The organism is Streptomyces sp. cg35, from assembly GCF_050410835.1.
GTDB lineage: Bacteria > Actinomycetota > Actinomycetes > Streptomycetales > Streptomycetaceae > Streptomyces.
Genome location: NZ_CP191268.1, coordinates 5,216,571 through 5,236,450 on the forward strand (window position 1 = coordinate 5,216,571; position 19,880 = coordinate 5,236,450).

Sequence of the window (19,880 nt, forward strand, 5' to 3'; positions counted from 1 at the left end):
GATACGCTGACTTGAGTGATGGCAGCGACACATCGACAAACCGTGTCATCGACCGAATGATCGACCGAGTTCGCCATGTGAGCGTCGTGATCGTCAGCAGACAGGAGAACCTCTCGTGACCGTCGTCGGGACTTTCGGTCTTAGCGTGCGGGACCAGGCTCTCGAAGCCGATGTCCAGGCTGGTTTGACGGCTGTCGAGGAGGGCCTGCTCGAAGCGACCAAGAGCGAGGTCCCCTTCATCACGGAGGCCGCCCAGCACCTGGTGCGGGCCGGGGGCAAGCGCTTCCGGCCGCTGCTCGTGACGCTCGCCGCCCAGTTCGGCGACCCGTACGCGCCGGGCATCGTGCCCTCCGCCGTCGTCGTCGAGCTCACCCACCTCGCGACGCTCTACCACGACGACGTGATGGACGAGGCCGACGTGCGCCGCGGCGTGGAGAGCGCCAATCAGCGCTGGGGCAACTCCGTCGCGGTCCTGACCGGCGACTTCCTCTTCGCCCGCGCCTCGCACATCCTGGCCGACCTCGGCCCGGATGCCGTGCGCATCCAGGCGGAGGCGTTCGAGCGCCTGGTCACCGGCCAGATCCTGGAGACGGCGGGCCCGGCCGACGGCCGCGACCCCGTCGACCACTACCTGGACGTGCTCAGCGGCAAGACCGGCTCCCTCATCGCCGTGGCCTGCCGCTTCGGCGCCATGATGTCCGGCGCCGACGAGACGGTCGTGGACGTGCTCACCCAGTACGGGGAGCGGCTCGGCGTCGCCTTCCAGCTCGCCGACGACGTGCTCGACATCGCCTCCGACTCGCACGAGTCCGGCAAGACGCCCGGCACGGACCTGCGCGAGGGCATCCCCACGCTGCCGGTGCTGCGACTGCGCGAGCGCGCCCGGCTGCTCGGCCTGCCCGAGGACCAGGCCCTGGTCGAGCTCCTCGACTCGGACCTCGCGGACGACGAGCGGCTCGCCGAGGCGATCTCCCGGCTGCGCGCCCACCCGGCCCTGGAGCAGGCCCGCCGCGACACCGTGCGCTACGCCGAGGACGCCCGCGCCGCCCTCGCCCCGCTCCCGGAGTGCGAGGCGAAGTCGGCGCTGGTGGAGCTCTGCGACGCGGTGGTGCACCGCGCCGGGTGACCTGCCCGGACCGGCGCTCGCGGCCGGGGCTCTCGGCGCCGTACCGAAAATGTGATGCAGGTCATATCGGCTGTCCGGGGCTTCCTCGCCCCGGCCAGGCGTGTTCCCCGCTGATCCGTGTCCGGCCCGGTCCCACCCCCTACGGGTCGGGCCCGGGACCGCTCCCTCATGTCATCCCGTAGGCGTACGCGGAGTTGATCCCGCGGTCTGACGCTTCCCCGTGGCCGGTTTGGTCAGATTGAGTACACCACTCCTGACCAATTCGGGTGAGAATGGCGGCTTGGGGTGGACGCAGAGTGGACGAGTGCACAGGACGGTAAGCCGCCGCCGAACACGGAGGTAGGGCAACAGACATGGCACCGTACGAATCCGAAGACAGCCAGAGCGCCGTGCGCCGCAAGGTGACCCGCTACGCGGTCCCGGTCGCCGTGGTGGGGGTGGCCGCGGCGACGATCGGGCTCGTCCCGGCGCTCGCCGACTCCGGCGACCCGGATCTCCCGAAGATCACCGCCCAGGAACTCATCGAGAAGATCGCCGCGTCGGACACCGAGCAGCTGTCCGGCACCGTGAAGATCCACACGGATCTGGGCCTGCCGTCGCTGGGCGGCGCGGCTTCGGGCCTCACCGGCGGGGACAAGGGCTCGTCCTCGGCCGACCCGCAGGCGAAGCTGACCGAGCTCGCCTCCGGTACGCACACGCTGCGCGTCGCGGCGGACGGCCAGGACCGGCAGAAGCTGTCGATCCTGGACGACGCGTCCGAGTACAGCCTGATCCACAACGGCGCGGACGTGTGGGCCTACGACAGCGCGTCGGACGAGGCGTACCACGCCAAGGACACCCGGCCCGCCGGCGACCGCGCGAAGAAGCAGGGCCGCGAGGTGCCCGTCACGCCCAAGGAACTCACCGACAAGATCATCGAGGCGTCCGGCGACACCACGTCGTTCACCGTCGACGGCACGGCGCAGATCGCGGGCCGCGACGCGTACCGGCTGCAGATCAAGCCCAAGCAGTCCGGCTCGACGGTCGGCGCGGTCACGATCGCGGTGGACGCGAAGACCGGTACGCCGCTGAAGTTCACCCTGACCCCGGCGAGCGGCGGCGCGGCCGTCGTCGACGCGGGCTTCACCAAGGTCGACTTCGGCCGGCCGGCCGCCTCCACCTTCGACTTCAAGCCGTCGAAGGGCACCAAGGTCACCGAGGCCGACGAGCAGGCCGCGCGGGACCGCCAGGGCCACGGTGCCAGGCCCGACGCGGGCCAGGCCGACGGTGTGGACGGACTGAACGTCATCGGCAAGGGCTGGACCTCGGTCGCCGAGCTGAAGCTGCCGGGCGACTCGGGCGCCGCGGGCCTGGCGTCGGGCTCCGCGCCGGGCGGCATGCCGGCCGACGCGCAGAAGTTCCTCGACTCCCTGGGCGACAAGGTGACGGGGAAGTTCGGGTCCGGCACCGTGTACTCGACCCGCCTGGTGAACGTGCTGATCACCGAGGACGGGAAGGTCTATGCCGGGGCGGTCACCAAGGACGCGCTGGTGAAGGCGGCCGACGCGGGCTGACCGGGCGGCAGTAGTGATCTCCGGAGAGGGGGCGGTGCGCACCGCCCCCTCTCCGCGACGGCGGGAGGGCGAGGAAGCCGATGCAGCCGAGGGACCCGGCGATCGAGACCCGGGAGCTCACCAAGCGGTACCGCGGCGGCCAGCTCGCGGTCGACCGGCTCAGCCTCACCGTTCCGCAGGGCGCCGTCTTCGGCTTCCTCGGGCCGAACGGGTCGGGCAAGACCACCACCATCCGCATGCTGATGGGCCTGATCGAACCGACGGCGGGCGCCGCCCGGGTGCTGGGCCGGCCGATGCCCCGCGCCGCCCGCGCCGTGCTGCCGCAGGTGGGCGCGCTCATCGAGGGCCCGGCGCTGTACGGCTTCCTGAACGGCCGCGACAACCTGCTGCGCTACGACTCCGCGGACCCCACCGCCGACCCGCGCACCCGCACGGCGCGGGTCGCGCAGGCCCTGGACCGGGTGGGCCTGACGGCCGCGGCGGCCAAGAAGGCGAAGGCGTACTCACTCGGCATGAAGCAGCGTCTCGGCCTGGCCGCGGCCCTGCTCCAGCCGCGCCGTCTGCTGGTCCTCGACGAGCCGACGAACGGCCTCGACCCGCAGGGCATGCGCGAGATCAGAACGCTGGTGCGGGAGCTGGCCTCCGACGGCACCACGGTCTTCCTCTCCTCCCACCTCCTCGACGAGATCGAGCAGGTCTGCACGCACGCCGCGGTGATGGCGCAGGGCCGCCTGATCACGCAGGGCCCGGTCACCGAACTGGCCGCGGGCGCACGGGGGAAGCTGACCGTCACCACCCCCGACCCGGGCGACGCGGCCCGCGTGCTCAAGGAACACGGCATCACGGTCGTCGAATCGGCCGACGACCGGGTGACGGCCGAACCTCCGCCTTCCGAAACGGACTTGGCGGACCTGAACGCGGCGCTGGTCACCGCGGGCGTCCGCGTCCGCGGCTTCGGTGTGGAACGGGCGTCCCTGGAGGACGCGTTCGTCGCCCTGACCGGAGAGGGTTTCGATGTCGCAGGCTGAAGCGGTACGCACCGCCCCGCGCGCCCGGCCGCTGTGGACCCTCGGCTTGCTGCGCAGCGAGCTGACCACGACGTTCCGCCGCTGGCGCACGCTCGCGCTGCTCGGGGTCCTCGCGGCCGTCCCGGTGCTCATCGGCGTCGCCGTGAAGATCGAGACGGGCGACGGCTCGTCGCTCGGCGGGGGAGGGCCCGAGGGCGGCGGCGGCCCGGCGTTCATCGCGCAGATCACCAACAACGGCCTGTTCCTCGTCTTCACGGCCCTGGCGGCGACCCTCCCGTTCTTCCTCCCCATGGCGGTCGGCGTCATCGCGGGCGACGCGGTGGCCGGCGAGGCGAGCGCGGGCACCCTGCGCTATCTCCTGGTGGCCCCCGCGGGCCGCACCCGCCTGCTGCTCACCAAGTACGCGACGACCATGGCGTTCTGCCTCGTGGCGACACTGGTCGTCGCCGCCTCGGCGCTGATCACCGGGGCGGTCCTCTTCCCGCTCGGCGACGTCGTCACCATCTCCGGGACGCGGATCGGCTTCGGCGAGGGCCTGTGGCGGGCGTTCCTCATCGCCCTCACCGTGGCGGCGTCCCTCGTCGGCATGGCCGCCCTCGGCCTCTTCGTCTCCACTCTCACCAACAGCGGCATCGCGGCGATGGCGACCACGGTGGGGCTCCTGATCACGATCCAGATCCTGGACCAGATCCCCCAACTGCACGCGATCCAGCCGTACTTCTTCTCGCACCACTGGCTGTCCTTCGCCGACCTGATGCGCGACCCGATCTACTGGGACGACCTGACGAAGAACCTCGAACTCCAGGCGCTGTACGCGGCGGTCTTCGGTTCGGCGGCCTGGGCGCGCTTCACGGCGAAGGACGTCACGGCGTGACTACCGCTCCTCGTACGGGAACCTGGCGAGCGGCGCCTCCTGCGCGAAGAAGGTCTTGGCGCGGGCCAGGGCGCTCTCGTCCTTCCGTACGTCACCGGGCTTGCTGCCGTTGCCGAGCAGGACGCCGCCGAAGCGCATGCCCATGTACGCGGCCGAGTGGTGCAGCGTGCCGACCAGCGGGTCCGCGACGACCTCCTCCTCGTGCGCGAGCGCGGTGACGCCCCACAGGGTGCGCCCGGCGAGGGTGGCCTTGAAGTCGATGCCGGGGGTGCGCAGCCAGCCCGACCAGTAGTCGAGGTAGCGCTTGGTGGAGGCGGAGACCGAGTACCAGTACAGCGGCGACGCGATGACGATGTCGGTAGCGGCGAGGGTGGCGTCGAGCAGCAGCGCGACGTCGTCCCCCTGCGGCCGGACGTGGTCGCTGTCGTGGCGCAGGTCCTCGAAGTCGGGGAGCGGGTGCTCGGCCAGGTCGATCCAGGTCTGCCCGACGTCCGGGGGCAGCTGCTCGGCTGCCGTGCGCGCGAGGATCTCGGTGTTGCCGTCCGGGCGGCTGCTGCCGAGCACGAACAGGAAAGTGCGGGTGGTCATGATTCCCCCTGGGACACGGGCACGACTTACTTGCGCATGCAGTATATGCACACGCAAGTAAGTCGCACCAGGGGAGCCGCGGCGGGTGCCGCGCGGGCTATCCGGCCAGCTGCCACACGGCGTAGGCGATGGCGTCGCTGTTGCGGTCGAGCGCGGTGTCGCTGATGTTCGCCGTCGTGTCGCAGGACGAGTGGTAGCAGGCGTCGAACCGCTTGCCCGCGGTGCCGCCCCACTTCTGGGCCTGGGCCGCGGTCTTCGTGTAGTCGGCGCCGCTGAACAGGCCGCCGACCGGGATGCCCGCGTTCTTGAACGGGGCGTGGTCCGAGCGGCCGTCGCCCTCGGTCTCGATCTCGGTGGGGACGCCCAGGCCCGCGTAGAAGTCCTTGAAGACCTTCTCCAGGGCCGCGTTGTCGTCGTACACGAAGTAGCCGGGGTTGGGCGAGCCGATCATGTCGAAGTTCAGGTAGGCCGAGATCTTCGAACGGTCGGCGGTCGTCAGGGAGCTGACGTAGTTCCGGGAGCCGACCATGCCGAGCTCCTCGGCGCCCCACCAGCCGAACCGCAGATGCTTCGTCGGCTTGAGCTGGGCGCGCGAGACGGCGAGCGCGGTCTCCAGGACCGCGGCGGAGCCCGAGCCGTTGTCGTTGATGCCGGGGCCCGCCGTGACGCTGTCGAGGTGGGCGCCGGCCATGACGACCTGGTTCGTGTCGCCGCCGGGCCAGTCGGCGACCAGGTTGTAGCCGGTGCGGCCGCCGGACGTGAACTGCTTGACGGAGGTGGTGAATCCGGCCGCGTCCAGCTTGCCCTTCACGTAGTCGAGGGAGGCCTTGTAGCCGGGGCGGCCGTGGGCGCGGTTGCCGCCGTTGGCCGTGGCGATGGACTGGAGCTGGGTGAGGTGGGCCTTGACCGAGGCCACGGGGATGTCGGGCGCGGCGGCGACCGAGGGGGTCGCGTCGGCGGTGGCGCCCGTGGTGACGAGGGCGGCGGTGGTCAGCAGGGCGGCGGTGGCGAGCCGCACGCGTATGGGGTGCAGGGCCATGTGGGGGGCTCCTGGTTCTCCGGTGGGTAAGGGGATTGAGGTGGCCCGATGGTCCTGGTGTGCTGACGCACCGTCAAGAGCGTAATCCGGTCAGCCCTGTTCGTAATCCGGGCACCTTTTCCCTGAGGTCGCACGATGAGGCGAACGCCGACCGGAGCATGTGTCCGGAACGAACACCGGGCTGCTCGAACGGTGGCCCGGCGCGGGGCTGCCGTCTTGCCCACCCTGCCGCCCCAGGCGGCAGACTGCCCAAGGCGGTGGCGTCGGAAGCCCCACCGGGCGGAGGCCGCAAGCCGGCGGGAGGGGACGTGTCGGGGTGCCCCCGCAGGACACCGCGGGAACTCAGCGCCGGATGACGCGCCTACGGCGTACGGAGGCGACGAGACCCATCCGGCCGAGGAGGTACGCCGGCGCGGCCCCACCCCACCCCACAACGGACGGCGCACCCAGCCCCGCCCAGCCCGGCCTTGCCTCAGTCCATCGCCCCGGAAGCCACCCGCCCGGCCGCCGCCAAGTACGCCCGCACCAAGGGCCGTTCATCATCCACCCGCGCCGCCACCGCCAGCCGCGACGGCGTAACCCCCCGAACCGGCGCGGCGACCACCTCGTCCCGCACCACCAGCGGAGCGTTCCCCGTGGCGAGGAGGACCACGCCGAGCCCCGCCGCCACCGCCTCATGGGTCTCCTCCGCGCTGGCCACCACCCCGCCGATCAGCGGCGCACGCCCCTCCCGCGAGTCCAGCGCCAGCCAGTAGTCCCGCAGGGAACCCGCTTCCGGCGGCAGCGCGAGGAACGGCTCACCGAGCAGATCGGCGAAGTCCACCGCCCCCTCCGGGTCGGCCGCGGCCCGCACCGCGAGCGGATGGTCGCGCGGCAGCGCCACGAGCCGCGGCTCGCTCGCCACGACCGCGTACCGGTACCGCTCGCCGTCCGGCAGCGGCAGCCAGACGAAGGCGACATCCGCGCTGCCGTCCGCCAGCCCCGCAGTGGGATCACCCCAGTTGACCTGCCGCAGCACGGGCCGCGCGGCCGGGTGCCGGGCGGCGAGCCGGGCCCGCAGAGCGGGCAGCAGTCCGCGTCCCGGGCTGGTGGACATGCCGATCACCAGGGTGTCGCGCTCGGCGTCCCGGGCCCGCGCCACGGCCTCCTCAGCGGCCTCCCAGGCGGCCAGCACCCCGCGGGCGTGCGGCAGCAGCGCGGCCCCCACCCCGGTCAGCCGCACCGCCCGCCGGTCCCGGACGAACAGCTCCGCGCCGAGCTGCCGCTCCAGCATCCGTATCTGCTTGCTCAGCGCGGGCTGCGACACGTACAGCCGCTCGGCGGCCCGCGTGAAGTTCAACTCCTCGGCGACCGCGGCGAAGTAGCGCAGATCGCGCCCATGGACGTCCATAACTCATGGCTATCACAGCGGGTCTTGGACGCGGACCGGCCGCTCGGCGAAGGATGGAACACGCCAACGGGGCAGCAAGACAAGGCACTTGACCGAACCGAACCGAACCAACCGAACCAACCGAACCAAACCGAGCGCACCGAAGGAGACGGGAACATGACGGGGAACAACGCACAGGTCTGGCTGATCACGGGCGCTACCAGCGGCTTCGGACGAGCCCTCGCGGAGGCCGCGATCGCCGCCGGGGACACGGTGATCGGCACGGCCCGCCGCCCCGAGGGCCTCGCCGACCTGGTGGCGGCGCACCCCGACCAGGTGGAGGCGATCGCCCTGGACGTCACCGACGGCGAGCGGATCGACGCGGTGGCCGCCGACGTCCTGGCCCGCTACGGCCGGGTGGACGTGCTGGTGAACAACGCGGGCCGCACCCAGGTCGGCGCGTTCGAGGAGACCACGGACACCGAACTGCGGGACCTGTTCGAGCTGCACGTGTTCGGCCCGGCCCGGCTGACCCGGGCGCTGCTGCCGCACATGCGCGAGCGGCGCAGCGGCTCGATCGTGAACATCAGCAGCTTCGGCGGGCAGCTGTCCTTCGCCGGGTTCTCCGCGTACAGCGCGACGAAGGCGGCCCTGGAGCAGCTGTCGGAGGGGCTGGCCGACGAGGTGACCCCGTTCGGCATCAAGGTGCTCATCGTGGAGCCCGGCGCGTTCCGCACGAACCTGTTCGCCCAGGGCGCCGCCTACTTCTCCGCGGAGAACCCGGCGTACGCGGACAAGGTCGGCGTCACCCGCTCGATGGTCCGGGGCGGCGCCGGCACCCAGCCCGGCGACCCGGCGAAGGCGGCCGCGGCGATCCGCCTCGCCCTGGACGCGGAGAGGACCCCGCTGCGCCTCGCCCTCGGCGGCGACGCGGTGGACTTCCTCGTCGGGCACCTGGACGCGGTGCGGGCCGAGCTCACCGAGTGGGAGAAGGTCTCGCGGGGCACGGACTTCGACGCGTAGGGGCGGCAGGACGGCCCGGGGCGGGTCAGGGCCGGGTCAGGGCCGGTTCAGGTCCGGATCAGGGGTGGGGTCACTGGAGGCAGAACTCGTTCCCCTCCGGGTCGGCCATCACCAGCCACTGGCCGCCCTGGGTGTCCACGGACCGCAGCACCTTCGCGCCGAGGCCGGTCAGCCGCGCGGACTCGTCCTCGCGGCGCTCCGGCCCGGCGTGCACGTCGATGTGCAGCCGGTTCTTGACGGTCTTCGCCTCCGGCACCCGCTGGAACAGGATCCGCCGTCCGAGCCCGGTCCCGGTCCGCCCGTCGACCGGGTCGTCCGGGTGCCGGGCGGCGACCAGGTCCCGGAAGGCCCGCCGCCCCCACCGCTCGACGGTCTCGGCCTCGGTCACCGCCCCGAGGCCGAGCAGCTGCTCGATCAGTGCGGCGTTGTCCTCGATCTCGTATCCGAGCGCGGCGGCCCAGAACTCGGCCTGCGCATGCGGATCGGCGGCGTCGACGACGAGCTTCCAGTCAAGGGTCATGGCCCAGTTATAGAGCGCGAGTAGGCCGTACGGCGTCCTACTCGGGGGAGAGTCGCGGGGCTGCCGCGCGCGGCAGCCGGATCCGGGCGGGCTCAGACGGCCGACTCCCGCTGCACCGGACCGGCCTCCGGCGCGACCCCGGCGGCGGCGATCTCGGCCCGGGCCAGCGCGATCCGCCCGGCCCGCGCCGAGCGCAGCGCGTCCCAGGTCAGCACCACCAGCGCCAGCCACACCAGGCCGAACCCGGCCCACCGCTCGGCCGGCATGGCCTCGTGGAAGTAGACGATCCCGAGCACGAACTGGAAGACGGGCGCGAGGTACTGCAACAGTCCGAGCGTCGACAGGGGCACCCGGATCGCGGCCGCCCCGAAGCACACCAGGGGGATGGCCGTGACCACGCCGGTCGACGCGAGCAGCGCCGCGTGCCCGGGGCCCTCCGTGCCGAAGGTGGAGCGGCCCTGCGCGGCGAGCCACAGCAGGTAGGCGAGCGCGGGCAGGAACTGGACGGCGGTCTCGGCGGCCAGTGATTCCAGGCCGCTCAGGTTCACCTTCTTCTTCACCAGCCCGTAGGTGCCGAAGCTGAACGCGAGGACCAGCGAGATCCAGGGCGGCTGCCCGTACCCGATCGCGAGCACGAGCACCGCGAGCAGTCCGACCCCGACGGCCGTCCACTGCGCGGGCCGCAGCCGCTCCTTGAGCAGCAGCACGCCGAGCGCGATGGAGACGAGGGGGTTGATGAAGTAGCCGAGTGAGGCCTCGACGACGTGCCCGGAGTTCACGGACCAGATGTAGACGCCCCAGTTGACCGTGATGACGGCCGCGGCGACGGCGACGAGCCCGAGCCGCTTCGGCTGCCGCAGCAGCTCGCGCGCCCAGCCCCACTTCCGTACGAAGAGCAGCGCGACGCCCACGAACACCAGCGACCACACCATCCGGTGGGCCAGGATCTCCACCGACCCGGCGGGCTTGAGCAGCGGCCAGAACAGGGGCACGAGGCCCCACATCCCGTACGCCGCGAAACCGTTGAGGAGCCCCGTGCGCCCCTCGTTCCCCCGACCCGGCTCTCCTGCCGCCCCGTCCCGCACGGACCCTCCTCATGACACCCGGCAGCCCCACGGCGGCCACCTAGCAAGGTAGCGCCGCGGGGCCGTGCGTGTCATGCCCGTATCGCCATACGGTCCTGACGGCGGGGGCGGCTACTTCAGCGCCGCGGCGACGGCGTCGGCGAGCGGTGTCGTGGGGCGGCCGATGAGGCGGGCGAGGTCCCCGCTGCGGCGGGCGAGCAGGCCCTGCTCGATGGCGGTGTCGACGCCCACGAGGATGTCGGCGAAGGGGGCGGGCAGCCCGGCGCCGAGCAGCACCTCGCGGTTCTCCTCGGGCGTCACGGCGCGGTAGACGATCTCCTTGCCGGACTGCTCGGCGACCTCGGCGGCGTACTCGGCGAGCGACCAGGCGACATCGCCGCTGAGCTCGTACGCCGTGCCCTCGTGGCCCTCGCTCGTCAGGACGGCGACGGCGGCCGCGGCGTAGTCGGCGCGCGAGGCGGAGGCGACGCGGCCCTCGCCGGCGGAGGCGAGGACGGCGCCGTGCTCCAGGACCGGGGCCAGGTTCTCGGTGTAGTTCTCGTGGTACCAGCCGTTGCGCAGGAACGTGTACGGCAGGCCGGAGTCGAGGATCGCCTGCTCGGTGACCTTGTGCTCGTCGGCCAGCGCGAAGTCGGCGTCGGGGCCGCCGAGCACGCCGGTGTACGCGAGCGAGGCCACGCCCGCGGCCTTCGCGGCGTCGATGACGGCCTGGTGCTGGGCGACCCGCTGCCCGACCTCGCTGCCGGAGATCAGCAGCACCTTGTCGCCGGAGCGGAAGGCGCCGGCGAGCGTCTCGGGCGCGCTGTAGTCGGCGACGCGCAGCTCGACGCCGCGGGCGGCGAGGCCGGCCGCCTTCTCCTTGTCGCGGACGACGGCGGCGATCTCCCCGGCCGGGACGCCCGCGGCGAGCAGCCCCTCGACGACGAGACGGCCGAGGTGCCCGGTGGCTCCGGTGATGACGAGGCTCATGACGGAAATCTCCTTGAGTGGGGGGTTCTTCCGGGGTTCTTCACTCACCGTAGGACACGCGCTGTGGATTCGTAAGTACCCACTTTGAAGTAAGGTACTGGCATGGGAGTAAGTAAGATCAGTGACTGGACGGCCGGCGAGGGGCTCTGCCCGCAGCGCCTGGTCCTCGAACACGTCACGAGCCGGTGGGGCGTCCTGGTCCTCCTCGCCCTGGAGGAGCGCTCCTACCGGTTCAGCGAGCTGCGCCGCACGATCGGCGGCGTCAGCGAGAAGATGCTCACCCAGACCCTGCAGACCCTGGAGCGTGACGGCGTCGTGCACCGCGAGGCCCGGCCCGTGATCCCGCCGCGCGTCGACTACTCGCTCACCGGGCTCGGCCGGGAGGCGGCGGCCCAGGTGCGCTCGCTCGCCGACTGGACGGACCGGCGCATGGCCGACGTGACCGAGGCCCGACAAAGGTACGACGAGGTCCGGGCATCCGGGTCGTCCACCTGACGTAACTGGCCCTGCGGTCAAGTGATGTGAGCGGGCCAGGGCCGTTCGGCCCGGCATGCCCACGGCACATAAGGGGCACACACCCGATAGGGCGCCGGTCTACACCAAACCCGCCATCCATCTGTGCGCCCCCTGTCCGCCTCCCGCGCTGCCCGCACCGGCTCGGCACCCTGGAGGTGGCACGCTCCGCCCGCTGCGCCGACCGGGGGGTCTCTTCGACATGGCCACACTGACATCGCCTCTGCGAGGGGTCGGGTCCCGGCTGAGGGCCGGGCTCGGCCGCCGTCGCCGCCGGGACGAGCTCCTGGAGCGGCTCGTCGAGGAGATCAGCCGGGCGAACGTGCTCCGCCAGCACGCCCTGTTCCTCGATCAGTTGGACCGTGCGATCGACGATCCCGATCTCGCGGCGGCGCTGAGCACGCTGCCGGACCTGTCGGACCGGGAGCGGCGGCTGATGCTGTGGGCGAACCGGGAGTACTCGGTGCTGCTGCTGGCGTACCGGGTGGACGCGTTCTGCTGGGACGAGTTCATCGGCCATCTGCGCATCCTGTGCCGCAACCGGTTCTTCCAGCTCTACTGGGAGCGCACCGCGGAACACCGGCTCAGCCTGGCCCCCGACTCGCTGGACGCGCGTGTCGGGGAGGCGCTGAACCACATCATGGAAGAACTCGCCACCGACCCCGACGAGTGGTGGATCGTGCGCTCGGACGCGCCCGTGGACCAGGCCTGACGCGGGCTGCTGCCTGCCGGACAGGCCCTAGGCGTCCGGCAGGTCCCGCTTGGCGCTCACGAGGGTCGCGCGGGTGACCACGACGAGGCGCTCCCCGGGACCGAGCGTGACGCCGCCCGGGAGGCGGCCCCGGAAGGACTCGGTCGCATCGGTACCGATGACCGCGAAATTCGTGTCGCTCAGCTCGAAGACGTCCGGGCAGCTCTCGCCCGAAGCGCAGCCCCTGAGGCGTGGTGCGTCGCCGATGCGACGAACGATCTTCACTTCGGGGAACCCTCCGGACTGCACGACGACTTGGGTGCTGACCTTGCCCCGACCGATCGCGTACAGGCAAAACGGCCGCTGGGCCGAACGCCGCACGGCGAACCGGACCCTTATCCTGTGCCGCGCGGGCGCCTGCCGGGCGGCGAAATGCCAGAACGTGACCATAGCGCTACGTGTCGTTGCCCTCTTGGATACCCTGCTAATTCACTCTTTCGGGTGAATTGGCCGCAACGGTCCGCGGGGCCCACTGTTCAGTGCAACAGCGCGGGGCCCGGACACCGAGTGGTGTCCGGGCCCCGCGCCGTGTCCGCCGGCGTCAGCCGACGACGGTCCAGGTGTCGCCGCCCGCGAGCAGCGCACCCAGGTCGCCCTTGCCGTTCTGTTCGATGGCGGTGTCCAGCTGGTCGGCCATCTGTGTGTCGTAGACGGGCCGTTCGACGCTGCGCAGGACGCCGATCGGGGTGTGGTGGAGCGTGTCGGGGTCGGCGAGGCGGGAGAGGGCGAAGGCCGTGGTCGGGGACGCGGCGTGCGCGTCGTGGACCAGGATGTCGGCCCGGTTGTCGTCCGTGACGGGGACGATCGTGAGATCGCCGGTGGCCGGGTCGCGGACGACGCCCTTGGAGTCGTCGGTGCCGAAGGTGATCGGCCGCCCGTGCTCCAGGCGGATGACGGCCTCCTCGGCCTGCTGCTTGTCCTTGAGGACCTCGAAGGCGCCGTCGTTGAAGATGTTGCAGTTCTGGTAGATCTCCACCAGCGCGGTGCCGGGGTGGTCCGCGGCCTGGCGCAGGACCTCGGTGAGGTGCTTGCGGTCGGAGTCGACGGTGCGGGCCACGAAGGAGGCCTCGGCGCCGATCGCCAGGGACACCGGATTGAAGGGCGCGTCCAGCGACCCCATCGGCGTCGACTTGGTGATCTTGCCGACCTCCGAGGTGGGGGAGTACTGGCCCTTGGTGAGGCCGTAGATCCTGTTGTTGAAGAGGAGGATCTTCAGGTTCACGTTGCGGCGCAGGGCGTGGATGAGGTGGTTGCCGCCGATGGAGAGCGCGTCGCCGTCGCCCGTGACGACCCAGACGGACAGGTCGCGGCGGGAGGAGGCGAGGCCGGTGGCGATGGCGGGAGCACGGCCGTGGATGGAGTGCATCCCGTAGGTGTTCATGTAGTACGGGAAGCGGGAGGAGCAGCCGATGCCGGAGACGAAGACGATGTTCTCCTTCGCCAGGCCGAGTTCGGGCATGAAGCCCTGTACGGCGGCGAGGATGGCGTAGTCACCGCAGCCGGGGCACCAGCGCACTTCCTGATCGGACTTGAAGTCCTTCATGGACTGCTTGGCCTCGGCCTTGGGGACGAGCGAGAGAAGCGTCTCCGCGCCGCCCCCGGTCTCCTCCGTGGTCGTCGTCTCAGCCATCGATGGCCTCCTTGAGAGCCGTGGCGAGCTGTTCGGCCTTGAACGGCATTCCGTTGACCTGGTTGTAGCTGTGGGCGTCCACCAGATACCTGGCCCGGATGAGCGTGGCGAGCTGACCGAGGTTCATCTCGGGGATCACCACCTTGTCGTAACGCCCCAGGACCTCGCCCAGATTCCGCGGGAAGGGGTTGAGGTGGCGCAGATGGGCCTGCGCGATCCGCTCGCCCGCACCGCGCAGGCGGCGCACCGCCGCGGTGATCGGACCGTAGGTGGAACCCCAGCCCAGGACCAGGGTGGTGGCGCTGCCGCTCGGGTCGTCGACGTCGATGTCGGGGACCTGGATGCCGTCGATCTTGGCCTGGCGGGTGCGGACCATGAAGTCGTGGTTGGCCGGGTCGTAGGAGATGTTGCCCGTGCCGTCCTGCTTCTCGATGCCGCCGATGCGGTGTTCGAGGCCCGGGGTGCCCGGGATCGCCCACGGCCGCGCGAGGGTCTGCGGGTCGCGCTTGTACGGCCAGAACACCTCGGTGCCGTCGTCCAGCGTGTGGTTGGGGCCCGTCGCGAACTGGGTGCGCAGGTCCGGGAGTTCGTCGACCTCCGGGATACGCCACGGCTCGGAGCCGTTGGCCAGGTAGCCGTCGGACAGCAGCAGGACCGGGGTGCGGTAGGTGACCGCGATCCGGGCCGCCTCCAGCGCGGCGTCGAAGCAGTCGGCCGGGGTGCACGGGGCGACGACCGGCACCGGCGCCTCACCGTTGCGCCCGTACATCGCCTGCAACAGGTCGGCCTGCTCGGTCTTGGTCGGCAGCCCCGTCGAGGGGCCGCCGCGCTGGATGTCGACCACCAGCAGCGGCAGTTCGAGACTCACCGCGAGACCGATCGTCTCCGACTTCAGCGCCACACCCGGCCCGGACGTGGTCGTCACCGCCAGGCTGCCGCCGAACGCCGCGCCCAGCGCCGCGCCGATCCCGGCGATCTCGTCCTCGGCCTGGAAGGTGCGCACGCCGAAGTTCTTGTGCTTGGACAGCTCGTGCAGGATGTCCGAGGCCGGAGTGATCGGGTACGAGCCCAGGTACAGCGGAAGATCCGCCTGTTGCGAGGCGGCGATCAGCCCGTACGAGAGGGCCAGGTTCCCGGAGATGTTGCGGTAGGTGCCGGTCGGGAACGCGGTGGCGGCCGGGGCGACCTCGTAGGAGACCGCGAAGTCCTCGGTGGTCTCGCCGAAGTTCCAACCCGCGTGGAAAGCGGCCAGGTTGGCCTTCATGATCTCGGGCTTCTTGGCGAACTTGGCCTTCAGGAACCGCTCCGTGCCCTCGGTCGGCCGGTGGTACATCCACGACAGCAGTCCGAGCGCGAACATGTTCTTCGAGCGTTCCGCCTCCTTGCGGGACAGCTCGAACTCCTTGAGCGCCTCCACCGTCAGCGTCGTCAGCGGCACCGGATGCACGTGGTAGCCGTCCAGCGAGCCGTCCTCCAGCGGCGAGACCGTGTAACCCACCTTGGCCATCGCCCGTTTGGTGAACTCGTCCGTGTTGACGATGATCTCCGCGCCGCGCGGCACATCCGCGATGTTCGCCTTCAGCGCCGCCGGGTTCATCGCCACCAGCACGTTCGGCGCGTCGCCGGGCGTGAGGATGTCGTGGTCGGCGAAGTGCAGCTGGAACGAGGAGACACCCGGCAGCGTGCCCGCGGGGGCCCGGATCTCGGCCGGAAAGTTCGGCAGGGTGGACAGATCGTTGCCGAACGACGCCGTCTCCGAGGTGAAACGGTCACCCGTCAGCTGCATACCGTCACCGGAGTCTCCCGCGAACCGGATGATCACCCGGTCCAGACGCCGTACGTCCTTGCTCGATCCACCCGCGGCCGTGCGCTGCTCCCCGACCACTGCGCTGTCGGCCCCGTCGGCCTGCTCGGCTGGGCTACTGACCTGGCTGGTCACTGAACTGGACCTCCCTCGAGGCGGCTGTTCGGGCAGGGCCGTCCCGCCGGCCTTCCCCGGTCCCACCCTACGTCTGTAAGGGGTGCCTTCCTTTGAGCGTTCGCGTGATGGACCCGAAAATGAGACGGCATGTCGTCCCGTTCTGCCATGATTCGCCAGCCCCCCGGAGCCGTACTCGAGCGATCTGGAAGACGCTCTGTACTCGTTCTTTGGTTCTGGGTCCAGTGACCGATCCGCCGTCGTATCTGACAGGGTGTCAGGTGGTCAGGAATTCAGATAGGTCAGGACGGCCAGAACGCGTCGGTGATCCCCGTCACTCGGGGACAGGCCCAGTTTCAGGAAGATGTTGCTCACGTGCTTCTCGACCGCGCCGTCGCTCACCACGAGCTGCCGGGCGATCGCCGAGTTCGTCCGCCCCTCCGCCATCAGGCCGAGGACCTCCCGCTCGCGCGGCGTGAGGTTGGCGAGCACGTCCTGCTTGCGGCTGCGCCCGAGCAGCTGCGCGACCACTTCCGGGTCGAGCGCCGTGCCCCCCTCGGCGACCCGGACGACCGCGTCCACGAACTCCCGCACCTCGGCCACCCGGTCCTTGAGCAGATAGCCCACACCGTGGCTCGACCCGGCCAGCAGCTCGGTGGCGTACTGCTCCTCCACGTACTGCGAAAGGACCAGGACCCCGAGTCCGGGGAACCGTCCGCGCAGCTGCACCGCGGCGCGCACGCCCTCGTCCGTGTGTGTGGGCGGCATCCGGACGTCCGCGACGACCACGTCCGGCAGCTCGTCCTGCGCCCCCAGATCGGTGATCGTCTTGACCAGCGCGTCCCCGTCGCCGACACCGGCGACCACCTCGTGCCCGCGGTCGGTCAGCAACCGGGTCAGGCCCTCCCTGAGCAGCACTGAATCCTCGGCGATGACCACCCGCACCCTGTCCTCCATGTTTTCCGGCCCCCCCCCAGTGCCTCCGCGCACCTGTGCACGGAGGCCAGTTCTGACGGGTCCAGCATTCCAGGATCCGGTCCGGGGTGCGCCTGCACGGCGGGAATAGGGGTGGATCCCCGCGGGGCGCGGCCGGAAATCGTTGAAGGCGGCACCTTCAGGTCCTTCAGGGGGCTGTCACGCCCGCCGCCACGGCAGTTCCGCCGTGACCCGGGTCGGGCCGGCCGGCGGGGAGTCGACCAGGAGGATGCCGTCGACCGCGTCGAGGCGCTCGGTCAGGCCCGCGAGGCCCGAACCGGCGGAAGCGGCTGCTCCGCCGACCCCGTTGTCGGACACCTGGAGCATCAGGCGGTCGCGCGTGCGCCACACGTCGACCGTGGCCCGGGTGGCCCGGCTGTGCTTGCTGATGTTCTGCAGCAGCTCGGAGACCGTGAAGTAGGCGATGCCCTCGATGGCGGGCGCGGGGCGTTCCTTCAGGTCCACCTCCACCGCCACCGGGACCGTGCAGCGCGAGGCCACCGAGGACAGGGCCGCGTCCAGGCCGCGGTCGGTGAGCACCGCCGGATGGATGCCGCGGGCCAGGTCGCGCAGCTCCTGCAGGGCCGTCTTCACCTCGCCGTGCGCCTCGCCGACCATCCGCGCCGCCGCCTGCGGGTCCTCGGTCAGCTTCTCCTTGGCGAGGCCCAGGTCCATGGCCAGGTTGACCAGACGGGCCTGCGCGCCGTCGTGCAGGTCGCGCTCGATGCGCCGCAGGTCGGCCGCCGCCGTGTCGACCACGACGCCCCGGTCCGACTCCAGCTCCACCACGCGCGACGCGAGCCGCGACGGGCCGAGCAGCCCGGTGACCAGCAGCCGGTCCACCGTCGTCAGCGCGCGGATCACCCACGGCGTCGCCAGCGTCACGAGCAGGCCGACCAGCGCGGTCAGTGTGATCTCGAAGGGGTTGTTCAGGTACACGGAGTGCGACTCGTCGCCGTACAGCTGCAGACCGTCCTGGCCCGCGTACATCGGGAAGACCCACTGCCACAGCGGGTACGTCAGCAGCGTCCAGCCCGTCACCCAGAACGTGACGGCGACGGAGAACGCGAACGTCGCCCACGGGAAATGCAGCACCGTGTAGAGCAGATGACGCCACGAGACACCGCTCTTGAGCGTCGCGCCCATCCACGCCAGCGGCCCGCCCGTGCGCGGCCGCACCGGCTCCGGCGAACCGACCTCCACACCCAGCAGGCCCCGCGCCCGCGCCCGCTCCAGGGCCCCGAACCCGCGCGCCCCGGCCAGCGCCGCCGCGAGCACCGGCACCCCGATGAACGTGACGAGCAGGCCCGCGCCGAGCGACATCATCGTCACCGACCAGGTGAACGCGGCGATGGCGATCGGCAGGCTCAGCAGCTGATACCCGAACTCCCGCCAGGCCCGGCCCTCGACGGGCGCCCGCAGCCCGGCCGGCAGACGGCCGAGCCCGCGCCGCCGCGGCCGGGGCCCGTCGTCGTACGAGTACTCGCCGCGGTATCCGTACTGCTGCGTGGCCATGGGTGTCGTCCGTTTCTGCTCGGGGTGGCTGCTCCGTGTCCAGGCTCCTCGGGGGCGCGGCCCGGGGCCATGCGGCGGGTCGGCGTCTTCGACCGGGGGTTTTCCCTACCCCTGGGGGCTACTGCTGGGTGCGGTCGCCTACTGCTGGTGGCGGTCGCGCCAGGGCAGCTCGGCCGTGACCGTCGTTCCGCCGCCGTCCGGCGAGTCCACGACGAACAGGCCGTCGACCGCGCCGAGCCGCTCCGCGAGCCCCGACATGCCGGTGCCCTTGTCGAGGCTGGCACCGCCCTGCCCGTCGTCCCGGACCTGGATCAGCAGCCGGTCCTCCGCGCGCCACACGTCGACCGTGGCCTGGGTGGCCCGGCTGTGCTTGCTGATGTTCTGCAGCAGCTCGGAGACCGTGAAGTACGCGATGCCCTCGATCGCCTCGGCGGGCCGCGCCGGGAGATCGGCCGTCACCTTCACCGGGACCGTGCAGCGCGAGGCCACCGAGGACAGGGCCGCGTCCAGGCCGCGGTCGGTGAGCACCGCCGGATGGATGCCGCGGGCCAGGTCGCGCAGCTCCTGCAGCGCGAGCTTCACTTCACCGTGCGCCTCGCCGACCATGGCGGCCGCCGCCTCCGGATCCTCGAGCAGCTTCTCCTTGGCGAGGCCGAGCCCCATCGCCAGATTGACCAGACGGGCCTGCGCGCCGTCGTGCAGATCACGCTCGATGCGCCGCAGGTCGGCCGCCGCCGTGTCGACCACGACACCCCGGTCCGACTCCAGCTCCGCGATGCGCCGCTCCAGCTCGTCGGACGGCGACAGCAGGGCGCGCACCATCGCCCGGTCCGCGTTGGTCAGCCCGCGCGCGATGAACGGCAGCACCGGCCACAGCACGAACAAGCTGGTCAGCGTCACGACGAAGGTCAGCACGCCCCACGGCAGCCGGATCAGCTCGTAGAGCACCGCGCGCCAGCCCACCGGGTCCTTCAGCCCGTTCCACAGCCAGCCGAAGAAGCCGTCCCCCTCGCGGCGCGGCAGCCGGCTCGGCTCCTCGATGCGCACCCCGAGCAGCTTCCGGGCCCGCGCCCGCTCCGCCCGGCCGAGCAGCCGCGCGCCGGTCAGCCCGGCCGCGATCAGCGGCAGCCCGATCACGGTGACGGTCAGGCCGGCCCCGGTCGCCAGCATCGTGAGCGCGTACACGAACCCGACAACGGCGAGCGGAAAGCTGGTCAGAAGGAAGGAGATCTCCTTCCAGGTGTGTCTGTCGTACGCGAAACGCGGCGGCGGCAGCGCCGGACGGTCGTCGCCGGCGACCGCGGGAGCGTGGAGTGGGTCGGTCATAAGCGAAAGGGTGCCCTGCGCGCGGCGCGCGGCGCCATGAGGTGGACCGGCCGGGACGAACGGGGGATAACCCCACCC

19 protein-coding genes are annotated in these 19,880 nt (G+C 71.5%); 7 read left to right on the top strand and 12 right to left on the bottom strand.

The window, feature by feature from the left end; all coding sequences use genetic code 11:
* The first annotated feature begins 115 nt into the window (after positions 1–115).
* The 4 genes from ACQUQD_RS23790 (at position 116) to ACQUQD_RS23805 (ending at position 4,581) form a co-directional block, all read left to right on the top strand.
* Positions 116–1,126, top strand: coding sequence for a polyprenyl synthetase family protein (locus tag ACQUQD_RS23790; protein WP_428954163.1), 1,011 nt, complete (start codon positions 116–118; stop codon positions 1,124–1,126).
* A gap of 353 nt (positions 1,127–1,479) precedes the next feature.
* Positions 1,480–2,679 carry a LolA family protein gene (locus tag ACQUQD_RS23795; RefSeq protein ID WP_428954164.1) on the top strand — a complete coding sequence of 400 codons (1,200 nt, stop codon included), beginning with the start codon at positions 1,480–1,482 and terminating at the stop codon, positions 2,677–2,679.
* A gap of 80 nt (positions 2,680–2,759) precedes the next feature.
* Positions 2,760–3,707: an ABC transporter ATP-binding protein gene (locus ACQUQD_RS23800; protein WP_428954165.1), complete on the top strand. Its 948-nt coding sequence runs from the start codon at positions 2,760–2,762 to the stop codon at positions 3,705–3,707.
* Positions 3,694–4,581, top strand: a complete 888-nt coding sequence (locus ACQUQD_RS23805; RefSeq protein ID WP_428954166.1) for an ABC transporter permease — start codon at positions 3,694–3,696, stop codon at positions 4,579–4,581. The genes ACQUQD_RS23800 and ACQUQD_RS23805 overlap by 14 nt, the downstream gene beginning before the upstream one ends.
* Here the strand turns inward: ACQUQD_RS23805 and ACQUQD_RS23810 are convergent, their stop codons facing one another.
* From ACQUQD_RS23810 to ACQUQD_RS23820, 3 genes are all read right to left on the bottom strand, one after another.
* Entirely contained in the window at positions 4,582–5,169 is a 588-nt protein-coding gene (locus ACQUQD_RS23810; RefSeq protein ID WP_428954167.1) for a flavodoxin family protein, read from the bottom strand.
* Positions 5,170–5,266: 97 nt separating this feature from the next.
* Positions 5,267–6,208 (bottom strand): M28 family metallopeptidase, encoded by a 942-nt coding sequence (locus ACQUQD_RS23815; RefSeq protein WP_428954168.1) that lies wholly within the window; start codon positions 6,206–6,208, stop codon positions 5,267–5,269.
* 472 nt (positions 6,209–6,680) lie between these two features.
* Positions 6,681–7,598 (bottom strand): LysR substrate-binding domain-containing protein, encoded by a 918-nt coding sequence (locus tag ACQUQD_RS23820; protein ID WP_428954169.1) that lies wholly within the window; start codon positions 7,596–7,598, stop codon positions 6,681–6,683.
* A 156-nt stretch (positions 7,599–7,754) separates the two neighbouring features.
* Between ACQUQD_RS23820 and ACQUQD_RS23825 the strand changes: the two genes are divergently transcribed.
* Positions 7,755–8,600: an oxidoreductase gene (locus tag ACQUQD_RS23825; RefSeq protein ID WP_428954170.1), complete on the top strand. Its 846-nt coding sequence runs from the start codon at positions 7,755–7,757 to the stop codon at positions 8,598–8,600.
* Positions 8,601–8,670: 70 nt separating this feature from the next.
* On the opposite strand, the gene ACQUQD_RS23830 is transcribed toward ACQUQD_RS23825, so the two are convergent.
* The 3 genes from ACQUQD_RS23830 to ACQUQD_RS23840 form a co-directional block, all read right to left on the bottom strand.
* The gene (locus tag ACQUQD_RS23830; protein ID WP_428954171.1) at positions 8,671–9,120 is read right to left on the bottom strand and encodes a VOC family protein; all 450 of its coding nucleotides are present in this window, start codon (positions 9,118–9,120) and stop codon (positions 8,671–8,673) included.
* A 92-nt stretch (positions 9,121–9,212) separates the two neighbouring features.
* Entirely contained in the window at positions 9,213–10,124 is a 912-nt protein-coding gene (rarD, locus tag ACQUQD_RS23835; RefSeq protein ID WP_428957641.1) for an EamA family transporter RarD, read from the bottom strand.
* Between the two features lie 192 nt (positions 10,125–10,316).
* On the bottom strand, positions 10,317–11,174 hold the full coding sequence (locus ACQUQD_RS23840; protein ID WP_428954172.1) for an SDR family oxidoreductase: 858 nt from the start codon (positions 11,172–11,174) through the stop codon (positions 10,317–10,319).
* Positions 11,175–11,276: 102 nt separating this feature from the next.
* On the opposite strand from ACQUQD_RS23840, the gene ACQUQD_RS23845 reads away from it, so the two are divergent.
* Together ACQUQD_RS23845 and ACQUQD_RS23850 are read left to right on the top strand one after the other, a co-directional pair.
* Positions 11,277–11,669 (top strand): winged helix-turn-helix transcriptional regulator, encoded by a 393-nt coding sequence (locus ACQUQD_RS23845; RefSeq protein ID WP_428954173.1) that lies wholly within the window; start codon positions 11,277–11,279, stop codon positions 11,667–11,669.
* 220 nt (positions 11,670–11,889) lie between these two features.
* Positions 11,890–12,399, top strand: a complete 510-nt coding sequence (locus tag ACQUQD_RS23850) for a DUF6082 family protein (protein WP_428954174.1) — start codon at positions 11,890–11,892, stop codon at positions 12,397–12,399.
* A gap of 27 nt (positions 12,400–12,426) precedes the next feature.
* Here the strand turns inward: ACQUQD_RS23850 and ACQUQD_RS23855 are convergent, their stop codons facing one another.
* From ACQUQD_RS23855 to ACQUQD_RS23880, 6 genes are all read right to left on the bottom strand, one after another.
* The gene (locus tag ACQUQD_RS23855; RefSeq protein WP_428954175.1) at positions 12,427–12,663 is read right to left on the bottom strand and encodes a hypothetical protein; all 237 of its coding nucleotides are present in this window, start codon (positions 12,661–12,663) and stop codon (positions 12,427–12,429) included.
* 316 nt (positions 12,664–12,979) lie between these two features.
* A complete protein-coding gene (locus tag ACQUQD_RS23860; RefSeq protein ID WP_428954176.1) occupies positions 12,980–14,068 on the bottom strand; it encodes a 2-oxoacid:ferredoxin oxidoreductase subunit beta in 1,089 nt (362 codons plus the stop codon).
* The gene (locus ACQUQD_RS23865) at positions 14,061–16,007 is read right to left on the bottom strand and encodes a 2-oxoacid:acceptor oxidoreductase subunit alpha (protein WP_428954177.1); all 1,947 of its coding nucleotides are present in this window, start codon (positions 16,005–16,007) and stop codon (positions 14,061–14,063) included. Before ACQUQD_RS23865 ends, ACQUQD_RS23860 begins: the two co-directional genes overlap by 8 nt.
* A gap of 264 nt (positions 16,008–16,271) precedes the next feature.
* Positions 16,272–16,943 (bottom strand): LuxR C-terminal-related transcriptional regulator, encoded by a 672-nt coding sequence (locus ACQUQD_RS23870; RefSeq protein ID WP_428954178.1) that lies wholly within the window; start codon positions 16,941–16,943, stop codon positions 16,272–16,274.
* 177 nt (positions 16,944–17,120) lie between these two features.
* Positions 17,121–18,476 carry a sensor histidine kinase gene (locus ACQUQD_RS23875; RefSeq protein ID WP_428954179.1) on the bottom strand — a complete coding sequence of 452 codons (1,356 nt, stop codon included), beginning with the start codon at positions 18,474–18,476 and terminating at the stop codon, positions 17,121–17,123.
* A gap of 138 nt (positions 18,477–18,614) precedes the next feature.
* Complete coding sequence (locus tag ACQUQD_RS23880) at positions 18,615–19,802, bottom strand: sensor histidine kinase (RefSeq protein WP_428954180.1); 1,188 nt, start codon at positions 19,800–19,802, stop codon at positions 18,615–18,617.
* Between the last annotated feature and the right edge of the window lie 78 nt (positions 19,803–19,880).